At 36.8% G+C, this 17,435-nt stretch carries 8 protein-coding genes; 3 read left to right on the top strand and 5 right to left on the bottom strand.

Annotated features, from left to right (window positions below; translation table 11 throughout):
* Positions 1 to 137 precede the first annotated feature (137 nt).
* Entirely contained in the window at positions 138 to 2,363 is a 2,226-nt protein-coding gene (locus FTRAC_RS04170; RefSeq protein WP_013452981.1) for a helix-turn-helix domain-containing protein, read from the bottom strand.
* A 551-nt stretch (positions 2,364 to 2,914) separates the two neighbouring features.
* Here FTRAC_RS04170 and FTRAC_RS04165 point away from each other — a divergent pair.
* The 3 genes from FTRAC_RS04165 to rlmF all read left to right on the top strand — a co-directional run bounded on the left by FTRAC_RS04165 (position 2,915) and on the right by rlmF (position 8,062).
* Positions 2,915 to 6,304 (top strand): methylmalonyl-CoA mutase family protein, encoded by a 3,390-nt coding sequence (locus FTRAC_RS04165; protein ID WP_013452980.1) that lies wholly within the window; start codon positions 2,915 to 2,917, stop codon positions 6,302 to 6,304.
* A 125-nt stretch (positions 6,305 to 6,429) separates the two neighbouring features.
* Positions 6,430 to 6,897 carry a GNAT family N-acetyltransferase gene (locus tag FTRAC_RS04160; protein ID WP_013452979.1) on the top strand — a complete coding sequence of 156 codons (468 nt, stop codon included), beginning with the start codon at positions 6,430 to 6,432 and terminating at the stop codon, positions 6,895 to 6,897.
* Between the two features lie 235 nt (positions 6,898 to 7,132).
* Positions 7,133 to 8,062: a 23S rRNA (adenine(1618)-N(6))-methyltransferase RlmF gene (rlmF, locus tag FTRAC_RS04155; RefSeq protein ID WP_013452978.1), complete on the top strand. Its 930-nt coding sequence runs from the start codon at positions 7,133 to 7,135 to the stop codon at positions 8,060 to 8,062.
* A 361-nt stretch (positions 8,063 to 8,423) separates the two neighbouring features.
* Here rlmF and FTRAC_RS04150 read toward each other — a convergent pair whose 3' ends face one another.
* From FTRAC_RS04150 to FTRAC_RS04135, 4 genes are all read right to left on the bottom strand, one after another.
* On the bottom strand, positions 8,424 to 9,521 hold the full coding sequence (locus FTRAC_RS04150) for an efflux RND transporter periplasmic adaptor subunit (RefSeq protein ID WP_013452977.1): 1,098 nt from the start codon (positions 9,519 to 9,521) through the stop codon (positions 8,424 to 8,426).
* Positions 9,518 to 13,837: a CusA/CzcA family heavy metal efflux RND transporter gene (locus FTRAC_RS04145; RefSeq protein WP_013452976.1), complete on the bottom strand. Its 4,320-nt coding sequence runs from the start codon at positions 13,835 to 13,837 to the stop codon at positions 9,518 to 9,520. The genes FTRAC_RS04150 and FTRAC_RS04145 overlap by 4 nt, the downstream gene beginning before the upstream one ends.
* Positions 13,838 to 13,882: 45 nt before the next feature.
* Positions 13,883 to 14,284, bottom strand: a complete 402-nt coding sequence (locus tag FTRAC_RS04140) for a hypothetical protein (protein WP_013452975.1) — start codon at positions 14,282 to 14,284, stop codon at positions 13,883 to 13,885.
* A gap of 130 nt (positions 14,285 to 14,414) precedes the next feature.
* Positions 14,415 to 17,042: a valine--tRNA ligase gene (locus FTRAC_RS04135; protein ID WP_013452974.1), complete on the bottom strand. Its 2,628-nt coding sequence runs from the start codon at positions 17,040 to 17,042 to the stop codon at positions 14,415 to 14,417.
* Positions 17,043 to 17,435 lie beyond the last annotated feature (393 nt).

The raw sequence follows: 17,435 nt of genomic DNA, 5'->3' as shown, positions 1-17,435 counted from the left end.
TACTTCTAACTTCCATCGCTTGAATCAATGTCCGACCTTCGGTACTGACATGGCTTTACGGACAATTCCCAACCATCACCCTATATCCATCAATTCTATCTATAAAAAGCACGCTCTAAAGTCCTCTTTTGGGGTGTTTAGGTGGCTTCTTTTAGGTTTTCCCGTCTAAAATGGCCCCAGGCAATCTTAATTTCATTGTAAGTAAATTCGTCACCCAATCGGGCTTTTACATCAGCACTGCCTTTTACTTCAGCCAGAGCCATCACTTGACAGATTTGATCAAGCTTGGTAGCATCAATTAAATCGGTAGCATCAATATCACCACTTTCTATGTACTTTGCCAGATGACCCAGGATGGTTCCAGGCACTAGCTCTCTTTTAGTGGCAATTTCTTCAATATTTAAACCTTCTTTGTAGTGCTTGAAAGAAATTTCAGCAGTGGGTGTTTTGTCTTTTTTGACTTTCTTTTTCTTTTCCTTAGAATCTATTTTGGCTTCTTCAAAGGTAGAAGATTTATATAGGTCTTTTTTAGACAATATCCTGTTTTCTGATGCTGCAGTTACTAACATTGCCGTTTTACTAATTTGCAAAAGCTTTGACTTCAATTGCTCCGTAATGCTCTCCAGTTCTTTTAGATAGGCCTTTACTTTACTTTGATTGGAAGTGTCGATCAAATGTGCTTTAAAAGCATCATATAAATCCTTTACCTTGGGTTTGAAATATTCTTCCGCACTGTTGACCCTCTCTGCTAAATCACTCAAATACTCTTCCTTGGCTTCGTAATGGGCTAATGAACTTTGAAACTTAAGCCCAACTTTATTGATTTCTTCTAATTGCTCTTTTTTCTCTCTAGTCCAATCAGCATATTTCTGTTTAAGTGATCTATTTTCCGCCTTATTGAAACTGCCTAAATGAATATTGAGCTCTTTCATTAAACTTTGGAAATCAAAAGTTTCCCGAATGGTATTAAAAACAAATGCCTTTCTATCTGATTCCAGTTTTTGATTTAAAGTATCGTTATCCTTTTTATTATCCTCAAATTGCCTTAAGCTTTTGTCCAATTCAAAAGGAATATTGCTAATGGGTTTTGATAATATTAAGCCTTCCAAGCCTGTCAGCCTTGACAGCGCTACATACATTTGTCCTGGGGCAAAACTGTCTGATAGATCTAGGATAGCTTTTTCAAAAGTTAAGCCTTGAGATTTATGAACTGTAATGGCCCAAGCTAATTTCAATGGAAACTGTTTAAAAGTTCCTAACCATTTTTCCTGAAGTTCATTAGTGGACTTATCCAAACTGTAGCGCTGGTTCATCCATTCATAGCGTTCGACTATTACCTCATCCTTCGGATTTTTGAGTTTCACCTTGATGGTGTCTTCATTCATCTCTGATATTTCACCAATTTTCCCATTGAAATATCTTGCCTCTCCGCTATTGTCATTTTTGATAAACATTACCTGAGCGCCAATCTTGAAATTCAGTTTTTCAGGAATAGGGAACATGTTTTCAGGGAAGTCGCCTTCGATTTCCGCTTTGTAGCCTCTCTCTTCTGCTTCAAGCGATTTCAATGCTTTTTCGTTAATTAAATCCGCTTTTCGATTATGAGTAGTGATATTGATGTAGCCTTCTTTTGGTGATTCTTCCACACCTTCTTCATAATGCTGGTTAAGCTTTTCGATATCGGTTTCAGATAAATGATTATCTCGTAATCGATTGAGTATAGAAGTAAATTCAGGATCAGATTGGCGGAAGATTTTATCAAGTTCTATATAAACCATGTCGGTTTTCTGCAAGGCTAATGCCTCAAAGAAATATCCGGTTTTATAGTACCTGTTTAAATATTGCCACTCATGCTGCCGAATTACGGGTGGGAGCTGGTTCAAGTCTCCAATGAACATAATTTGTAAGCCTCCAAAGGGTTCAGGATTCTTTCTGACCATTCTTAAAATCAGATCCATGCAATCCAGTATGTCGGCTCGCAACATACTGACCTCGTCTATAATCAATAATTCCAGATTGCGAATAATCTGACGCTTATTGCCATACATTTTGAATTGCTGAAGAAAGGTTTTTGGTGTATTGATTTGCTCACTGGTTCGAGAGAAATCAACTGCATTATCCTCAGGAATGAAAGTACCAAAAGGAAGCTGTAACAGTGAGTGAAGGGTAACACCCTTTGCATTGATAGCAGCAATTCCAGTAGGAGCAGCAACCGCTACATTTTTATAAGTATTGTTAATGATATATCTTAAAAGAGTTGTTTTGCCACTTCCTGCTTTACCAGTTAGAAAAATCAGTCGGTTAGTGGTGTTGACGTATCGAACAGCAATCTTGGCAACCTCAGTTAGTTTGTGTTGGGACATAGTTTGTGTGGGTTTTGGTTTCTAGTTTGATTGTAAATGTAGGGAAAATGGGTTTTCTAGAAAAATAGGAGGGATGGAAATTTTCGCAGAGGATCGATTTTGAATGGGATTTGCAAATTCTATTATTCCGAGTGGATTTATAAGTTCGCCCCTACGGGGCTTAGGTACATTGGCAGGGACTACTTTACCATAAGTTCGTCCCTCTGGGACTTAAAAGAGTAGCTACTACAAAGTCGTTTTTAGTTAGCAAAAGCCTTTTGTAAGTGTCACAGAAGTAAATTTACTGCAAACTATAGCCCCATTGGGGCTAAATTACGGTAACAAATCAACAAAAACAGAACCCCTAAGCCCCGTAGGGGCGACCTTATCTCAATCCAAACACCAAACAAAACACCGTAATATCATATAAACCACCACAAAACCACAACCTAATTCCCTACATCATAAAATATAATTTTTACAATATCTCATCCTAACGAATGTTTGGCAATGACTTTAATCTTTAGCTTTATTGTTGTAATTTCGTAATTGGAATTAAACGACTAAAAAATATGTCTGCACATCAAACTGTAGCTCCTTATAAACCTAAAAATAACGTTCGCATAGTAACCGCTGCCTCCCTTTTCGATGGGCATGATGCAGCTATCAATGTGATGAGAAGAATTATTCAATCGACAGGGTGTGAAGTAATTCACCTTGGGCATGATCGCGCTGTTGAAGAAGTAGTCAATACTGCCATTCAAGAAGATGCACAAGCCATTGCCATGACTTCCTATCAAGGAGGTCATACAGAATACTTCAAATACATGCACGATTTACTGAAGGAAAAAGGCGCTGGTCATATCAAAATCTTTGGTGGAGGAGGGGGAGTAATTCTTCCGGAAGAAATCAAAGAATTGCATGATTACGGCATTTCCAGAATTTACTCGCCAGATGATGGAAGAGAAATGGGCTTGCAAGGTATGATCAATGATTTGGTTAAGCAAAGTGATTATCCTACTGGTCAGAATTTGAATGGTGAAGTTGGACGAGTTGACAAGCAAGATGTAAAAGCAATTGCGAGATTAATTTCTGCAGCAGAAAATTTCCCAGAAGACAGTAGTGCTGAATTAGATAAGATTAGAGAAAAAGCTAAAGATTTGTCAGTACCTGTTTTAGGAATTACAGGAACTGGTGGAGCCGGTAAATCTTCTTTGGTGGATGAATTAGTTCGTAGATTTTTAATTGATTTCAAAGATAAAAATATAGGAATCATCTCAGTTGATCCGTCCAAAAGAAAAACAGGAGGAGCACTTTTAGGAGATAGAATTAGAATGAATGCCATAAACAATGACCGTGTGTATATGCGCTCATTAGCTACTCGTCAAAGTAATTTATCGATCTCTAAATATGTAAAGGATGCGGTTTCAATTTTGAAAGCGGCAAACTTTGATCTGATCATTTTAGAAACTTCAGGAATTGGTCAGTCCGATACTCAAATCTTAGATTATTCTGATGCTTCTCTTTATGTGATGACGCCTGAATATGGTGCGGCTACTCAGCTAGAGAAAATCGATATGTTGGATTTTGCCGATATTATTGCTCTGAATAAATTTGATAAGCGAGGTGCTTTAGATGCATTGAGAGATGTGAAAAAGCAATATCAGCGTAACCACGGATTGTGGGAATCAAAAGTTGATGATATGCCGGTTTATGGTACTATTGCTTCCCAGTTCAACGATCCGGGAATGAATTCTCTCTACAAGGAGTTGATGGGAAAAGTGGCCGAAAAGTCAGGAGCAGATTTAAAATCTACTTTTGAAATTACCGATGAGATGTCGGAAAAGGTTTTCATTATCCCGCCAAAGAGAACGCGCTATTTGTCTGAAATTTCAGAAAACAATAGAGGTTATGATGAGTGGGTAGAGCAGCAAGCAGAAGTAGCAGATAAGCTTTACGGTTACAGAAAATCGATTGAGACTTTACAGGACTCTGATATAGAGGATAAAGATCGCTTGATCAAAGGCCTAGAGGAAGCTTATGCCAATGAAGAGCTTAATTTTGATCCGAAGAATAAATTATTAATTGAGGAATGGAAAGATAAGGTTCAAAAATATCAAGATCCCGTTTATTCATTTAAAGTGAGGGATAAAGAGATTAAGATTCAAACGCATACAGAATCTTTATCTCACTCTCAGATTCCGAAAGTTTCGCTTCCTAAATATAAAAGCTGGGGAGATTTGCTTAGATGGAATTTGCAGGAAAACGTTCCAGGCGAATTTCCTTATACAGCTGGAATTTATCCTTTCAAAAGAGAGGGGGAAGATCCTACAAGAATGTTTGCTGGAGAAGGCGGTCCAGAGCGTACCAACAAGCGTTTCCACTATGTGAGTATGGATATGCCGGCTAAGCGTTTATCCACTGCATTTGATTCAGTAACCTTGTATGGTAATGATCCGGATTACAGACCGGATATTTACGGTAAAATCGGTAATTCAGGTGTAAGTATTTGCTGTTTGGATGATGCGAAGAAACTGTATTCTGGTTTCGATCTAGCGCATGCCATGACTTCGGTTTCCATGACTATTAATGGCCCAGCTCCAATGTTGTTAGGCTTTTTCATGAATGCAGCGGTTGACCAGCAATGTGAAAAATACATTAAAGAAAATGGCTTAGAAACCGAAGTAAATAAGAAAATCGACAAGATTTTCAAAGATAGAGGAGCGGATAGACCACAATATAGAGGTGATTTGCCAGAAGGTCATAATGGATTAGGATTGATGCTTTTGGGAGTAACTGGAGATCAGGTATTGCCTAAGGATGTCTATGAAAAAATCAAGTTTGAGACTATGGCGGTTGTCCGTGGTACTGTACAAGCAGATATCCTAAAAGAAGACCAGGCACAGAACACTTGTATTTTCTCTACAGAATTTGCTTTGCGATTGATGGGAGATGTTCAGGAATATTTCATTGAAAATCAGGTTCGTAACTTCTATTCAGTTTCTATTTCAGGTTATCACATCGCAGAGGCTGGAGCGAATCCAATTACACAGCTGGCCTTTACCTTAGCGAACGGATTTACTTATGTAGAATACTACTTAAGCCGTGGAATGGACATCAATAAATTTGGTCCAAACTTATCATTCTTCTTCTCAAACGGAATTGATCCGGAATATGCAGTGATTGGTAGAGTAGCCAGAAGAATCTGGTCTAAAGCACTAAAGCAAAAGTATGGAGCGAACTCTCGTGCTCAGATGTTGAAATATCACATTCAGACTTCAGGGCGTTCATTGCACGCACAGGAAATTGATTTCAACGATATCAGAACTACTTTGCAAGCATTGTATGCGATTTATGATAACTGTAACTCTTTGCATACCAATGCTTATGATGAGGCGATTACTACTCCAACTGAGAATTCAGTGAGAAGGGCGATGGCGATACAGTTGATCATCAATAAAGAGCTAGGTTTAGCGAAAAATGAAAATCCGATTCAAGGTTCTTTTATAATCGAAGAATTGACTGATTTAGTAGAAGAAGCAGTATTGACTGAATTTGATAGAATTACAGAACGTGGAGGAGTTTTAGGCGCTATGGAAACCATGTATCAGCGTGGAAAAATACAGGAAGAAAGCTTGCACTACGAAATGCTGAAGCATACTGGTGAATTTCCAATTATTGGCGTAAACACTTTCTTGAATTCTAAAGGTTCGCCAACAGTTACACCAGGTGAGGTAATCAGAGCGACTAAAGAGGAGAAAGAGTATCAAATTGAAACGCTTAATTTATTAAATGATAGATTTGAGAAAGAAGCCAAAGAAAGCTTAGACAGATTGCAAAAAGCAGCCATCAAAAATGAAAACCTTTTTGCGGAATTGATGGAAGCCACTAAGTTCTGTTCATTAGGTCAGATTACCAATGCGATGTTTGAGGTCGGAGGCCAATACCGTAGGAATATGTAGGATTAGATTCTAGAGTCTAGAGCCTAGATTAAAGATAAAAGAAAAGCACGGTGAGAACCATGCTTTTTTTTATTTATACTTATTTTTACTATTAGTACTTAACAAATACCGTTAAATTATTATCATTGAAAAATTTGAACCTACAAATTGAACTTGTAGTAAATCCTTCAGAAACTGTTTTGGAATTACTATACTTGTCTGACCCTTCAAAGGTACATATCAATTCTAATTTGCGATCAGGAAGTTGTTATATAGCTAAAGTGAAATCTGAAATAGTTGGAGTGATAGTTTTGGGTAACATTAATTCAAATACTACTGAAATAAAAAATATTGCAGTTAAAGAATCTGAACAAGGAAAAGGTATTGGAAAGCTTCTTTTAAGATATGCAGAGGATATAATTCGTAAATCAGGGAATAAAAAGTTAATAATCGGAACAGGGAATTCAAGTATCGGACAACTTGCACTTTATCAAAAAGAGGGTTTTGAAATTGAAAGTATTAAGAAGGACTTTTTCCTTAGGAATTATGATGAAATTATTATTGAAAATGGAATCCAGTGTAAACATATGATTGTGTTAGGAAAGAAATTATAATGTTTTCTTTAAATAGGTTGAATAATTCAATTTTCACTTGTTTTGATTTTAATCTAGAATCTCGACTTTTTACCCTTACCTTATCTCAGCTAGCGCTCGCGTCTCGCGAGTGCTAATTACTCTATGTCTCTGGCATATTTTATTTGGAAATTAAAGACTTAGCATTAAAAGTCTTATACTTTAAATCTGCCCACAATTAACCCTATCTTTGTCATAAATTCATTAACAATCACAAATGCCCACTCCACAAAAGTCCAGCTTGCACCCCAATAGTCCTTTTAATAAACGCTATGACCTGGAAAGTTTAGCCAAAACGCTTCCGGAATTAGAAGCTTTTGTTTTTACCAATCAATATGATAGTCAGACGATTGATTTTGCTGATCCAAAAGCGGTGAAGGCATTGAATAAAGCACTATTATTGCAGCATTATGACTTAAAGTATTGGGATATTCCGGAAGGCTATTTATGTCCGCCTATTCCCGGTAGGGCAGATTACTTATTTCAAATAGATGAATTCCTAACTAAAAAAAGGAAAGGAGTGGAGGTAAAAGGCGACTTAATAAGATGCCTGGATATCGGAACAGGAGCCAGTTGTATTTATCCGATTTTAGGTTCACAGCAATTTGGTTGGAATTTTGTAGCTTCAGAAATTGATCCTAAAGCGGCTGCTTCAGCAGAAAAAATCATTACTGAGAATCCTAAGCTGGAAGGGAAAGTTGAAATTAGAAAGCAGTACAAATCTTCAGATATATTTAAAGGCATTGTCAAAAAGCATGAATACTATGATGTGAGTATTTGCAATCCGCCTTTTCATAGCTCAGCCGAAGAAGCAGAAAAAGGAACCACAAGGAAGCTGAAAAATCTTAAGAAATTTAGAAAAGACAAGAAGCCAACCCTAAACTTCGGGGGAAAAAGCAACGAATTGTGGACAGAAGGAGGAGAGTTAAAATTCATTACCAATATGGCTGTGCAGAGTAAATACCATTCTCATTCTGTGCGCTGGTTTACCACTTTGGTTTCCAAATCCTCTAATCTAAAACGGATTTACGATGCTATTAAACAGGCTGGTGCTAAAGAGATTGAAACCATTGAAATGAATCATGGAAATAAAACGAGTAGGATAGTGGCTTGGACTTTTTTGCATCCGCTTAATAATCAAAAATAAGTTTTTGATACTATTCCCCAGAAGGAGAATAGTTTCCACTAGGCAAAGGCTGACGGAAGTTTATAAATTTGCTTTAAACTCTATAAATCTATCGCCAGCATCTTGCTGGTGATGCTTACTTTGTGCCTCTGGCACGGAATAGAACAGCTTGCATTAGGAGCAAAAGGAGGTATTTCATAGCTAAAAACCGCCTGAGGCGTCAGTAGTTTCCACCAGCCGGAGGCAGGCGGAAGTTATTCTCTATTGTTAATCCCTGACTTGGGAAAACTACAAGAGATTCTCAATAAATAAAGTAGAATTTTTAACCCAAAAATTAAGTTCAATTCTTGGGTTAAAAATCATACTGGTCTTTTTTAAATATTCATTCATTCAAATAATAAGCACCATCCACCACATACTTTTTACTTTGATCCAAATCTTCAGGATTAATCCCAAGAAAATTCTCATTTTCATCTAAAGATTTTACTTCCATTTTTTTATAGTTGCCTTTAGATATTTCCTCAAAAATAAAAATTTGGTCTCCTTGCTTTAGGATTCCCTTTTTTGGCATTAGTAATAAGCTATCTGTTTTTATATGGACCTGAACTTCCAATTGTGCGCCTAAAGGAAGATTTACAGTTTTGGGTAAATCCGCATGAGCCAAAACACTATTATCACTCACTTTTTTATTAATGAAATGGAGCGTGCTTTCATACCAAATTTTCCCTTCAGGAAGTTTAAAGCTTACTCTTTGTCCTTCTTTTAGTTGATCTACATCTTTCGGAAACACATTAAATTCCAAATGCATTTCATCCAAATTCACCAATTCAAACAGGCTTTGACTAGGCTCAACCAGCATGCCTTTGCTAATATTCACTTCTGTGATTACACCGCTAAAAGGTGCTCTTAGACTTAAAACATTCTGTAAATTTCCTTTTTGCAAGTTTACAGCATTTATCCCTAACTTTTGAAGCATACTTTTTTTGCTATCTGTATTCACTTTAGCTTCAAAATAATTAGCCTCAGCTTCCTGAAAGCTTTTTAGAGAGATAGATTGATTCTCTACCAGACTTTTTTTCCTATTATAATCTGCCTCCAATCTCTTAAGGTTATTGACTGATGCGAGATAATTACTTTGCAGAGTGAGAATATCAGGGTGGGAGAAAGTAGCCAAGACCTGTCCTTTTTTCACTTTTTCACCAGGCAAAATCTCAGTCCCTTCTATAAAAGCATGATGAACCAGATGTAATTCCGCTATATCTTTAGGAGCAACGGCTAATTCACCTATGGTTGTTAGTTTTTTATCTAAGGGTGCCTTTTCTAATTTCCCTACTTTCAAATTGGTGTTCTTTACCTGATCTTCCGTTAAAGATATTTCACTTTTATTCTCTTGCTGTTCTTCAGCAATAGTTTCTTCTTTTCCACTACAAGCCACAAAAGCTAGTAAGGATGATAGGATAATTATATTTATAAGTTTCATTTTCTTTCTGTTAAATATTGTAATTCAATTGAAATGTTGGCGATCTCTTTTTGAAGCTCTAAATTGGTTTTTTGAATGTTGTAAAGTGCTGTTAAATTCTGCACAAATTCATAAAAGTTCAGTTCTCCAATTTGGAGTGCTTCAGCCGATGATGATTCTAATTTATCCAGTTCCTCCATCATGGAAGTGCTTTTATCAATGAGCGCATTATAATTTTCATAGTCATTTTTAGCGCTGATCAGCCTTTGATTCCTTTCGTTATTTTCCCAGTCCAAAGTGGATTCTTGAATGTCCTTTTCGATTTTTAATTCCTCAATCTTTCCTTTTACTCCATTGTAAACAATGGGAATGCTAATGCCTACTTGTAAGCTCTGATAACCTGTTACATTTTGTAAACTTTGGTTCACATAACCGATATAAGCATTTGGAAAATACTGAGCTTTGCCCACTTTGATATTGGTCTCTGCAGCTAAAAGCTGTTGCTCGTTCCTTTGCGTAAAAGCAGGATCTAAAGTCAAAGAATCCAATGAATTAGTCCAATCGTAACGACTGTAGTCCGTAGGAGAATCAGGCAATTGATCGCAAAAGCATAATTGCTTTAGTGCTTGAATGTTATCATTGAGCATTTTCCGGCTTTTAATTAATTCATTTTCAATACTTATTAATTGTCCGGATAAGCTTAAGGTTTCCAATTTCCCACTTTCACCTTTTACAACCATTTCCTCAGCCTGCTCCATGCTTTTCTTTAAGAGTTTAGCTTGTTCTTCTAAAAAATCAACTTGTTTCAAACTGAAATTCCATTCATTCCAAGCTTTTCTAATCTCACTTGAAATTTCCTTTTTGGTTAAATGATATTCCTGTTGAGCTAATTCAATCTGAGCACTTGCCATTTTTTGCCTTCTGAAATTTGCTGGGATGTTTCCAAATGACTGTTGAACATTCCAGCTGTAATCAATCTCAGGCCCATCTAACTGTCCTCTTTGGTAATTGATATTAGTTGAGGGTATTTCAAAAGATTGAGTTTTAAAACTTTCAGCTTGCTCAATTCTCAATTTAGCATTCCGGATTTGAGGATTTTGCTCCATTGCATTTTGTATCATCAAACTCAATGCTTCTGGCTCCTTATTTTGATCTTGAGCATTGGCATTGTGATTGAATCCTAAGAAACTAAAAAGCATCAGCAATGCAATTGGAATCAGTTTAGAAGATGATTTCCCTTTATTTTTATTCATGAGATAATACAAAGAAGGCAATACAACTAAGGTCAAGAAAGTAGCAGTGATCAAACCGCCAATCACTACGGAAGCTAAAGGTTTCTGTACTTCAGCACCACTTGAAGTAGATAGCGCCATTGGTAGAAATCCTAAAGAAGCCACTAAAGCAGTCATGATAACAGGTCTTAATCTATCCGTACTTCCCGTTTTTATAAGTTGCAGTAAATCCATGTCTTTTTCATTTTTCAAATCATTTAAATGACTGATAAGCACAATTCCATTCAGTACGGCCACACCAAAAAGAGCGATAAAGCCAACTCCGGCAGAAATACTAAATGGCATATCTCTTATCCATAAAGCTAAGACCCCGCCTATTGCGGAAAGCGGTACAGCTGAATAGATTAATAAAGCATATTTTACTTTTCCGAAAGCAAAATAGAGCAAGATGAAAATCAATAATAGGGCAACTGGCACTGCTATAGCTAATCTATTCCTTGCTTTTTCTAAGGTTTCAAACTGCCCACCGTATTTAATAGAATAACCAGGCTCCATTTTTAATTTGCTATCCAGATTGGATTCGATTTCTGCCACAAGTCCTGCTATATCGCGATCTCTTACATTGGTTCCAACCACCACTCTTCTGCGCGTATCATCTCTCGAAATCTGCAAAGGACCTTCTTGATATTCCCATTTAGCGACTTCTGATAAAGGAATCAATTGACCACTTTGGCTTTTGATGGTGAGCTTATCCAAATCAATAGAATTTCTAAAGGCTTCCTTTAATCTGACCACCAGTTCAAATTTACGCTCACCTTCAAATATGAACCCTGCATTTTCACCAGCATAAGCTGCTCTAATGATGCTGTTTAATTCTTCTATAGAAACACCATATTGAGCTGCTTTTTTTCTATTATAGCTTATGACCCACTGCGCTAAACCTTCTGTCTGTTCTACCTTCACATCAGCAGCACCTGGCACATCTTTTATAATTTCTGCTGCCTGATTTCCATAGTCTGCAAGCTTGGCTAAGTCTTCACCGTATATTTTAACTGCTATATCTGATTTAGCTCCTGTAATCAATTCGTTAAACCTTAATTGAATAGGCTGGGTAAATTCAAAAATTGCCGTTGGGATAACTGCCAATTTCTCCTCCATTTTTTCAATTAAATCAAATCGATCTTCAGCAGTTGTCCATTCATCTTTTGGTTTTAGAATGATCATGATATCTGCCAATTCAATCGACATAGGATCTGTCGGTACTTCAGCAGTACCAATTTTTGATACCACAGATTCTACTTCCGGGAAATTATCCAGTAAAATGCGTTCTGCTTTTGTGCTGGTGGCTATACTTTGTTCCAATGAAGAACCTGGAGGAAGTGTCATCTGCATAGCTAAATCTCCTTCTTCTAGCTGTGGTATAAATTCAGATCCCATTCTACTAAAAATAAATAGAGCTGCAGCTAATAAAATTACTGATAAAGAAATAGTGACCTTGGGATGCCGTAGGGAAGAATTTAAAACCGGTTTATAAGCTGCTTTTAATTTGTTCATCACTTTATCAGCGAAAGTGACTCTTTCTTTTATGTTTTTCTTGAGAAATAGAGCCGTCATCATAGGCACATAAGTCATAGAAAGAATCATGGCACCTAATATGGCAAAGCTAACAGTCTGTGCCATAGGTCGGAAAGTTTTACCTTCTATTCCTGTAAGGGATAATATCGGTAGAAATACCACCAAAATAATCAATACCCCAAAAGCAGCAGATTTGTAGATTTTTTGTGAAGCATCAATGACAATATCATCCATTTCTGATTGGCTCAATTGCTTTCCAATATGGACAGTAAAGAGAATATGTAGAATGCTTTCTACAATAATCACCGCTCCATCTACTACTATTCCGAAATCGATAGCCCCCAACGACATCAAGTTAGCAGACACATCAAAAATATTCATCATGATGAAAGCAAATAGCAAGGATAGGGGAATAATGGAAGCCACAATCAAACCTGCTCTGAAATTTCCCAAAAGGAGAATAAGTACCAAAATTACAATTACACCGCCTTCCAATAAATTGGTTTTTACGGTATTGATTGCTCTGCCTACTAAATCAGATCTGTCTAGATATGGCTTAATTTTTACGCCTTCAGGCAAAGATTTCTGCACTTCAGCCACTCTTTCGTTGACTAATTCCAGCGTTTCCGATGAATTAGCTCCTTTTAGCATTAAAGTGATACCTCCAACTGCTTCTCCTTTTCCATCTTTGGTCATGGCGCCAAACCTTTTGGCATTGCCAAACTGCACAGTACCAATGTCCTTTATTAAAACAGGTGCTTTTTCATCATGCTTTAATAAGGTGTTTCGGATGTCATCTAAATCGACCATCATGCCTTCCGTTCTTACGTAGTAGGCATTTTGATTTTTCTCAATATAACTACCTCCGGAATTTTCATTATTGGCATTTAATGCTTCAATAATTTCTTGAAAACTCACTTTATGTTGCGCCATTAGTGTTGGATTCACTGCTACCTCATATTGCTTTAGATAGCCACCAAAAGAACTGACTTCTACTATCCCTTTTATACCAGATAGCTGTCTTTTCACTATCCAATCCTGAATAGTTCGGAGTTCCATGGCTGAAAATTCTCCTTCATGTTCTTCATCCACTTCTAAAGTGTATTGGTAGATTTCACCCAATCCTGTGGTGATCGGCATCAATTCTGGAGCACCCAATTTAGATGGTATTTCATCACTCACAATAGTGATTTGCTCTTGCACATATTGACGAGTATCCAGAACAGGAACGCTTTCTTTAAAAACAATGGTAACTACCGAAAGTCCATATTTTGAAATCGAGCGTATTTCTTCCACCATGGGAATATTGGCCATGGAAATTTCGATGGGGTAGGTGATAAATTGCTCCACTTCCTGTGCGGATAAAGATGGACTTACCGTCACTACCTGTACTTGATTATTAGTAATGTCAGGAACAGCATTGATGGAGAGCTGCCCCATTGAATAAATACCGCCACCAATTAAAGCGATTACTCCAAAGAACACTATCAATTTGTTCTTTATGGAGAAAGAAATAATTTTTTGAAACATGAAGATGTCATTTACTTAAGATTTTGAAATAGATTAATCGATTTCTTAAGCAAATAGGGGAGGTCCTCTGTAAGTAAAGGAATTATTGAATTGAATTTGAATTGCACCAATGGTTCTTGGTGGAAAAAGTGATTGATTTTCTGTTGTTTTAGCTAAATTAAGTTTTAAACTATTTGGGATTAAACCCTGTGCTTTAAGTTGTTCTTTAGCTACCGCTTTTTTCTCTGCAATTACAGATTTACTTTTCTGAAAATTCTCAAGATGATTAGCTCCTAGATTAATGTGAAAGCCAACTTTAAGTAAATCAAGTGGTGATTTTACTGGCTCATTTCTGAGAATTTCATCAAGATTAAACCCATTTTCGCTATGATGATGCGGCACAAAGCTATGAAGCAGTAATATGCTTATTGATAACGTGATGAGCGATATGCCGAAAGATCTTTTCATTTGAGACAAAGGTAAGAAGAAAAATTGATTGTTAAAGTGATAAGTATTACATCTGAAAAAATAGATATAAGAGTCAAGAATTAAGATTCAAGACAACTACATCAGGTCTTGAATCCTAAATCTTAAAATCTCACTTCAAATTTTCCAAACTTTCCTCCAAAGTCTTAATCTTAGCTTCAGCATCCGCCTGCTTTTTCTTCTCCATTTCTACAACTTGTGCAGGTGCATTGCTTACAAAACGCTCATTCTCCAATTTCTTTTTCACACTTTTTAAGAAGCCTTTATTGTACTCCAATTCTTTTTGGATCTCCTCTTTTTCTTTCTCTACATCTATAGTGCCCTCCATTGGAATGAAACACTCATCTGAACCAATGAAAAAGCTAACCGCCTGGTCAATTTTATCATTGGTAAACGCCAGTTCATCTATATTAGCCAATTTATCTATCACGGAAATATATTCCTGATAGATCATTTCACTGTTGGTTTTCACATGCAAGGTAAGTGCCTCTTTAGGCGAAATTCCTTTGGAAGCCCTGATGTTTCTTATCTGTGAAACCAGTTCAAAGGCTGTTTTGGCATCATGTAAGATGGCTCGGTCATAATCCTTTTCAATTGGCCAATGATTCACGATTACACAATCTTTATCATCTCTTTCCGTAATTTGATGCCAAATTTCTTCTGTTAAGAATGGTATAAATGGATGTAAAATCGTCAGAATATCCTCAAAGAATGTGATAGTTGCCTCATAAGTTTCTTTGTCGATGGCTTCTCCATATGGTGGTTTTACCAATTCTAAATAATAAGAACAGAAATCATCCCAAATCAACTTATAGGTAGCCATTAAAGCATCAGAAATTCTGAATTTGCTAAAATGGTCATTAATTTCCCTCAAGGCATCTTGAAAACGAGCCTCAAACCAATCTCTCGCTTTCATGGCCTCGATTGGAGTATCCTTTTCTTTCACTTCCAGTCCTTCCACTAATCGATAAGCATTCCAGATTTTATTACCGAAATTCCAACCTTGCTCACAAAGTTTCTCTTCGAATAATAAATCATTTCCTGCAGCAGCTGAAAGCAATAAACCAACTCTCACTCCATCAGCACCATGCTTATCAATTAAGCCTAAAGCATCAGGTGAATTACCTAATTGCTTGGACATTTTTCTGCCTTTATCGTCACGAACGATTCCGGTCAAATATACATTCTTAAATGGAAGCTCTCCTTTGAATTCGTAACCGGCAATGATCATTCTGGCTACCCAGAAGAATAGAATATCAGGACCCGTTACCAAATCATTGGTAGGGTAGTAGTAATTAAAATCTTCATTATCCGGGTCTTTGAAACCATCAAAAACAGAGATTGGCCACAACCAAGAGCTAAACCATGTATCCAAAACATCTTCATCTTGATTTAAGTCTTCAGCCTTTAAATCCTGATTCCCAGTTTTTTCTTTAGCTAATTTTAATGCCTCTTCAGCATTTTGAGCCACCACAAAATCTCCATTTGGCATAAAATAAGCTGGGATTCTTTGTCCCCACCACAACTGACGGGAAATACACCAATCCCGCACATTTTCCATCCAATGTTTGTAAGTATTCTTGAATTTTGGTGGAATCAGCTTGATGTTGTCGTTCATCACATTCTCATAAGCTGGTTTCACTAATTCTTCCATCTTCACGAACCACTGTGTAGATAGCTTTGGCTCAATCACTGCATTAGTCCTTTCGGAGTGACCAACATTATTGGTATAGTCTTCCTCCTTTTCTAATTGATCTTTTTCCTTAAGTAGTTTGGCGATTTTCTTTCTGGCAACAAATCTATCCTCTCCAACTAAAATCTGCGCTTTCTCATTCAATTGTCCATTATCAGCAATAATATCAATTACTTCCAGATTATGGCGCAGTCCTATTTCATGGTCATTGATATCATGAGCAGGAGTTACTTTCAGGCAACCTGTTCCAAATTCCATATCTACATAGTCATCTTCAATAATCGGAATGGCTTTGTCAATCAATGGAATAATGGCTCTTTTGCCTTTCAAATGAGTAAAGCGCTCATCATTAGGATTGATACAGATTGCTGCATCTGCCATGATGGTTTCAGGTCTGGTTGTAGCAATTATTAAATGATCGTCACTTCCTTCAATTTGATATCGAATGTGATACATTTTTCCCTGCACCTCTTTGAAATTTACCTCATCATCGGCTAAGGCAGTTTTACCTTCCGGATCCCAGTTCACCATGCGGGTTCCTCTGTAGATATAGCCTTTTTTGTATAAATCCACAAAAACTTCAATAACAGCAGCTGACATATCCTCCTCCATGGTGAAACGCTCTCTGTCCCAATCGCAAGAAGCTCCTAGTTTTTTCAACTGCTGCAAAATGATGCCACCGTATTTTTCTTTCCATTCCCAGGCATGCTTCATGAACTCATCGCGACTGATTTCATTTTTATTGATGCCTTTTTCCTTTAGCATGTTCACCACTTTAGCTTCAGTAGCGATGGAAGCGTGGTCCATTCCTGGTACCCAACAAGCTTCTTTTCCTTGCATTCTCGCTCTACGGATTAATACATCTTGAATGGTATTATTCATCATATGCCCCATGTGCAAGACGCCCGTTACATTGGGAGGAGGGATTACGATGGTATAAGGCTCTTTTTTTGGATCAGGTTTGGAAGCAAAGAACTTCTGCTCCATCCAATGTTTGTACCATTTATCTTCAAGATCCGAAGGATTATATTTTGTTGCCAGTGACATATATGTGATTAAAATTTATTCAAAATGATATTTGCTCGCAAAATTAAGTAATTCAAGGCTTTTTATGGTAGCAAAAAGAAATAAAAAAGCTGAAACTAACCGCAAAAAGGAAATGGGTTTCAGCTAAAGCTGAAGATTATTAACCACAAAGGCACAAAGAAACACAAAGGTATTCAACTAAAGCTGAAATTTAACTAACCGCTAAGATGCGGAGACGCTAAGAAAAATATGCAAGTTGATTTATGTAAACAGCCAATAACAATCTAAATGAAAGAAAGTAAATTTTTTCATTTAGATTGTTCCAGCTTTTCAAAACTTACTAAATAATTGAAAAATGATTCATAAAAAGCATTGTTAAGTCATGGCTAAATAAAATCATTTTCCAATTAAAAA

The organism is Marivirga tractuosa DSM 4126, assembly GCF_000183425.1.
Classification (GTDB): Bacteria; Bacteroidota; Bacteroidia; order Cytophagales; family Cyclobacteriaceae; genus Marivirga; species Marivirga tractuosa.
Note: the sequence above shows the minus strand (reverse complement) of the source record. Positions and strands in the feature narration are given on the sequence as shown.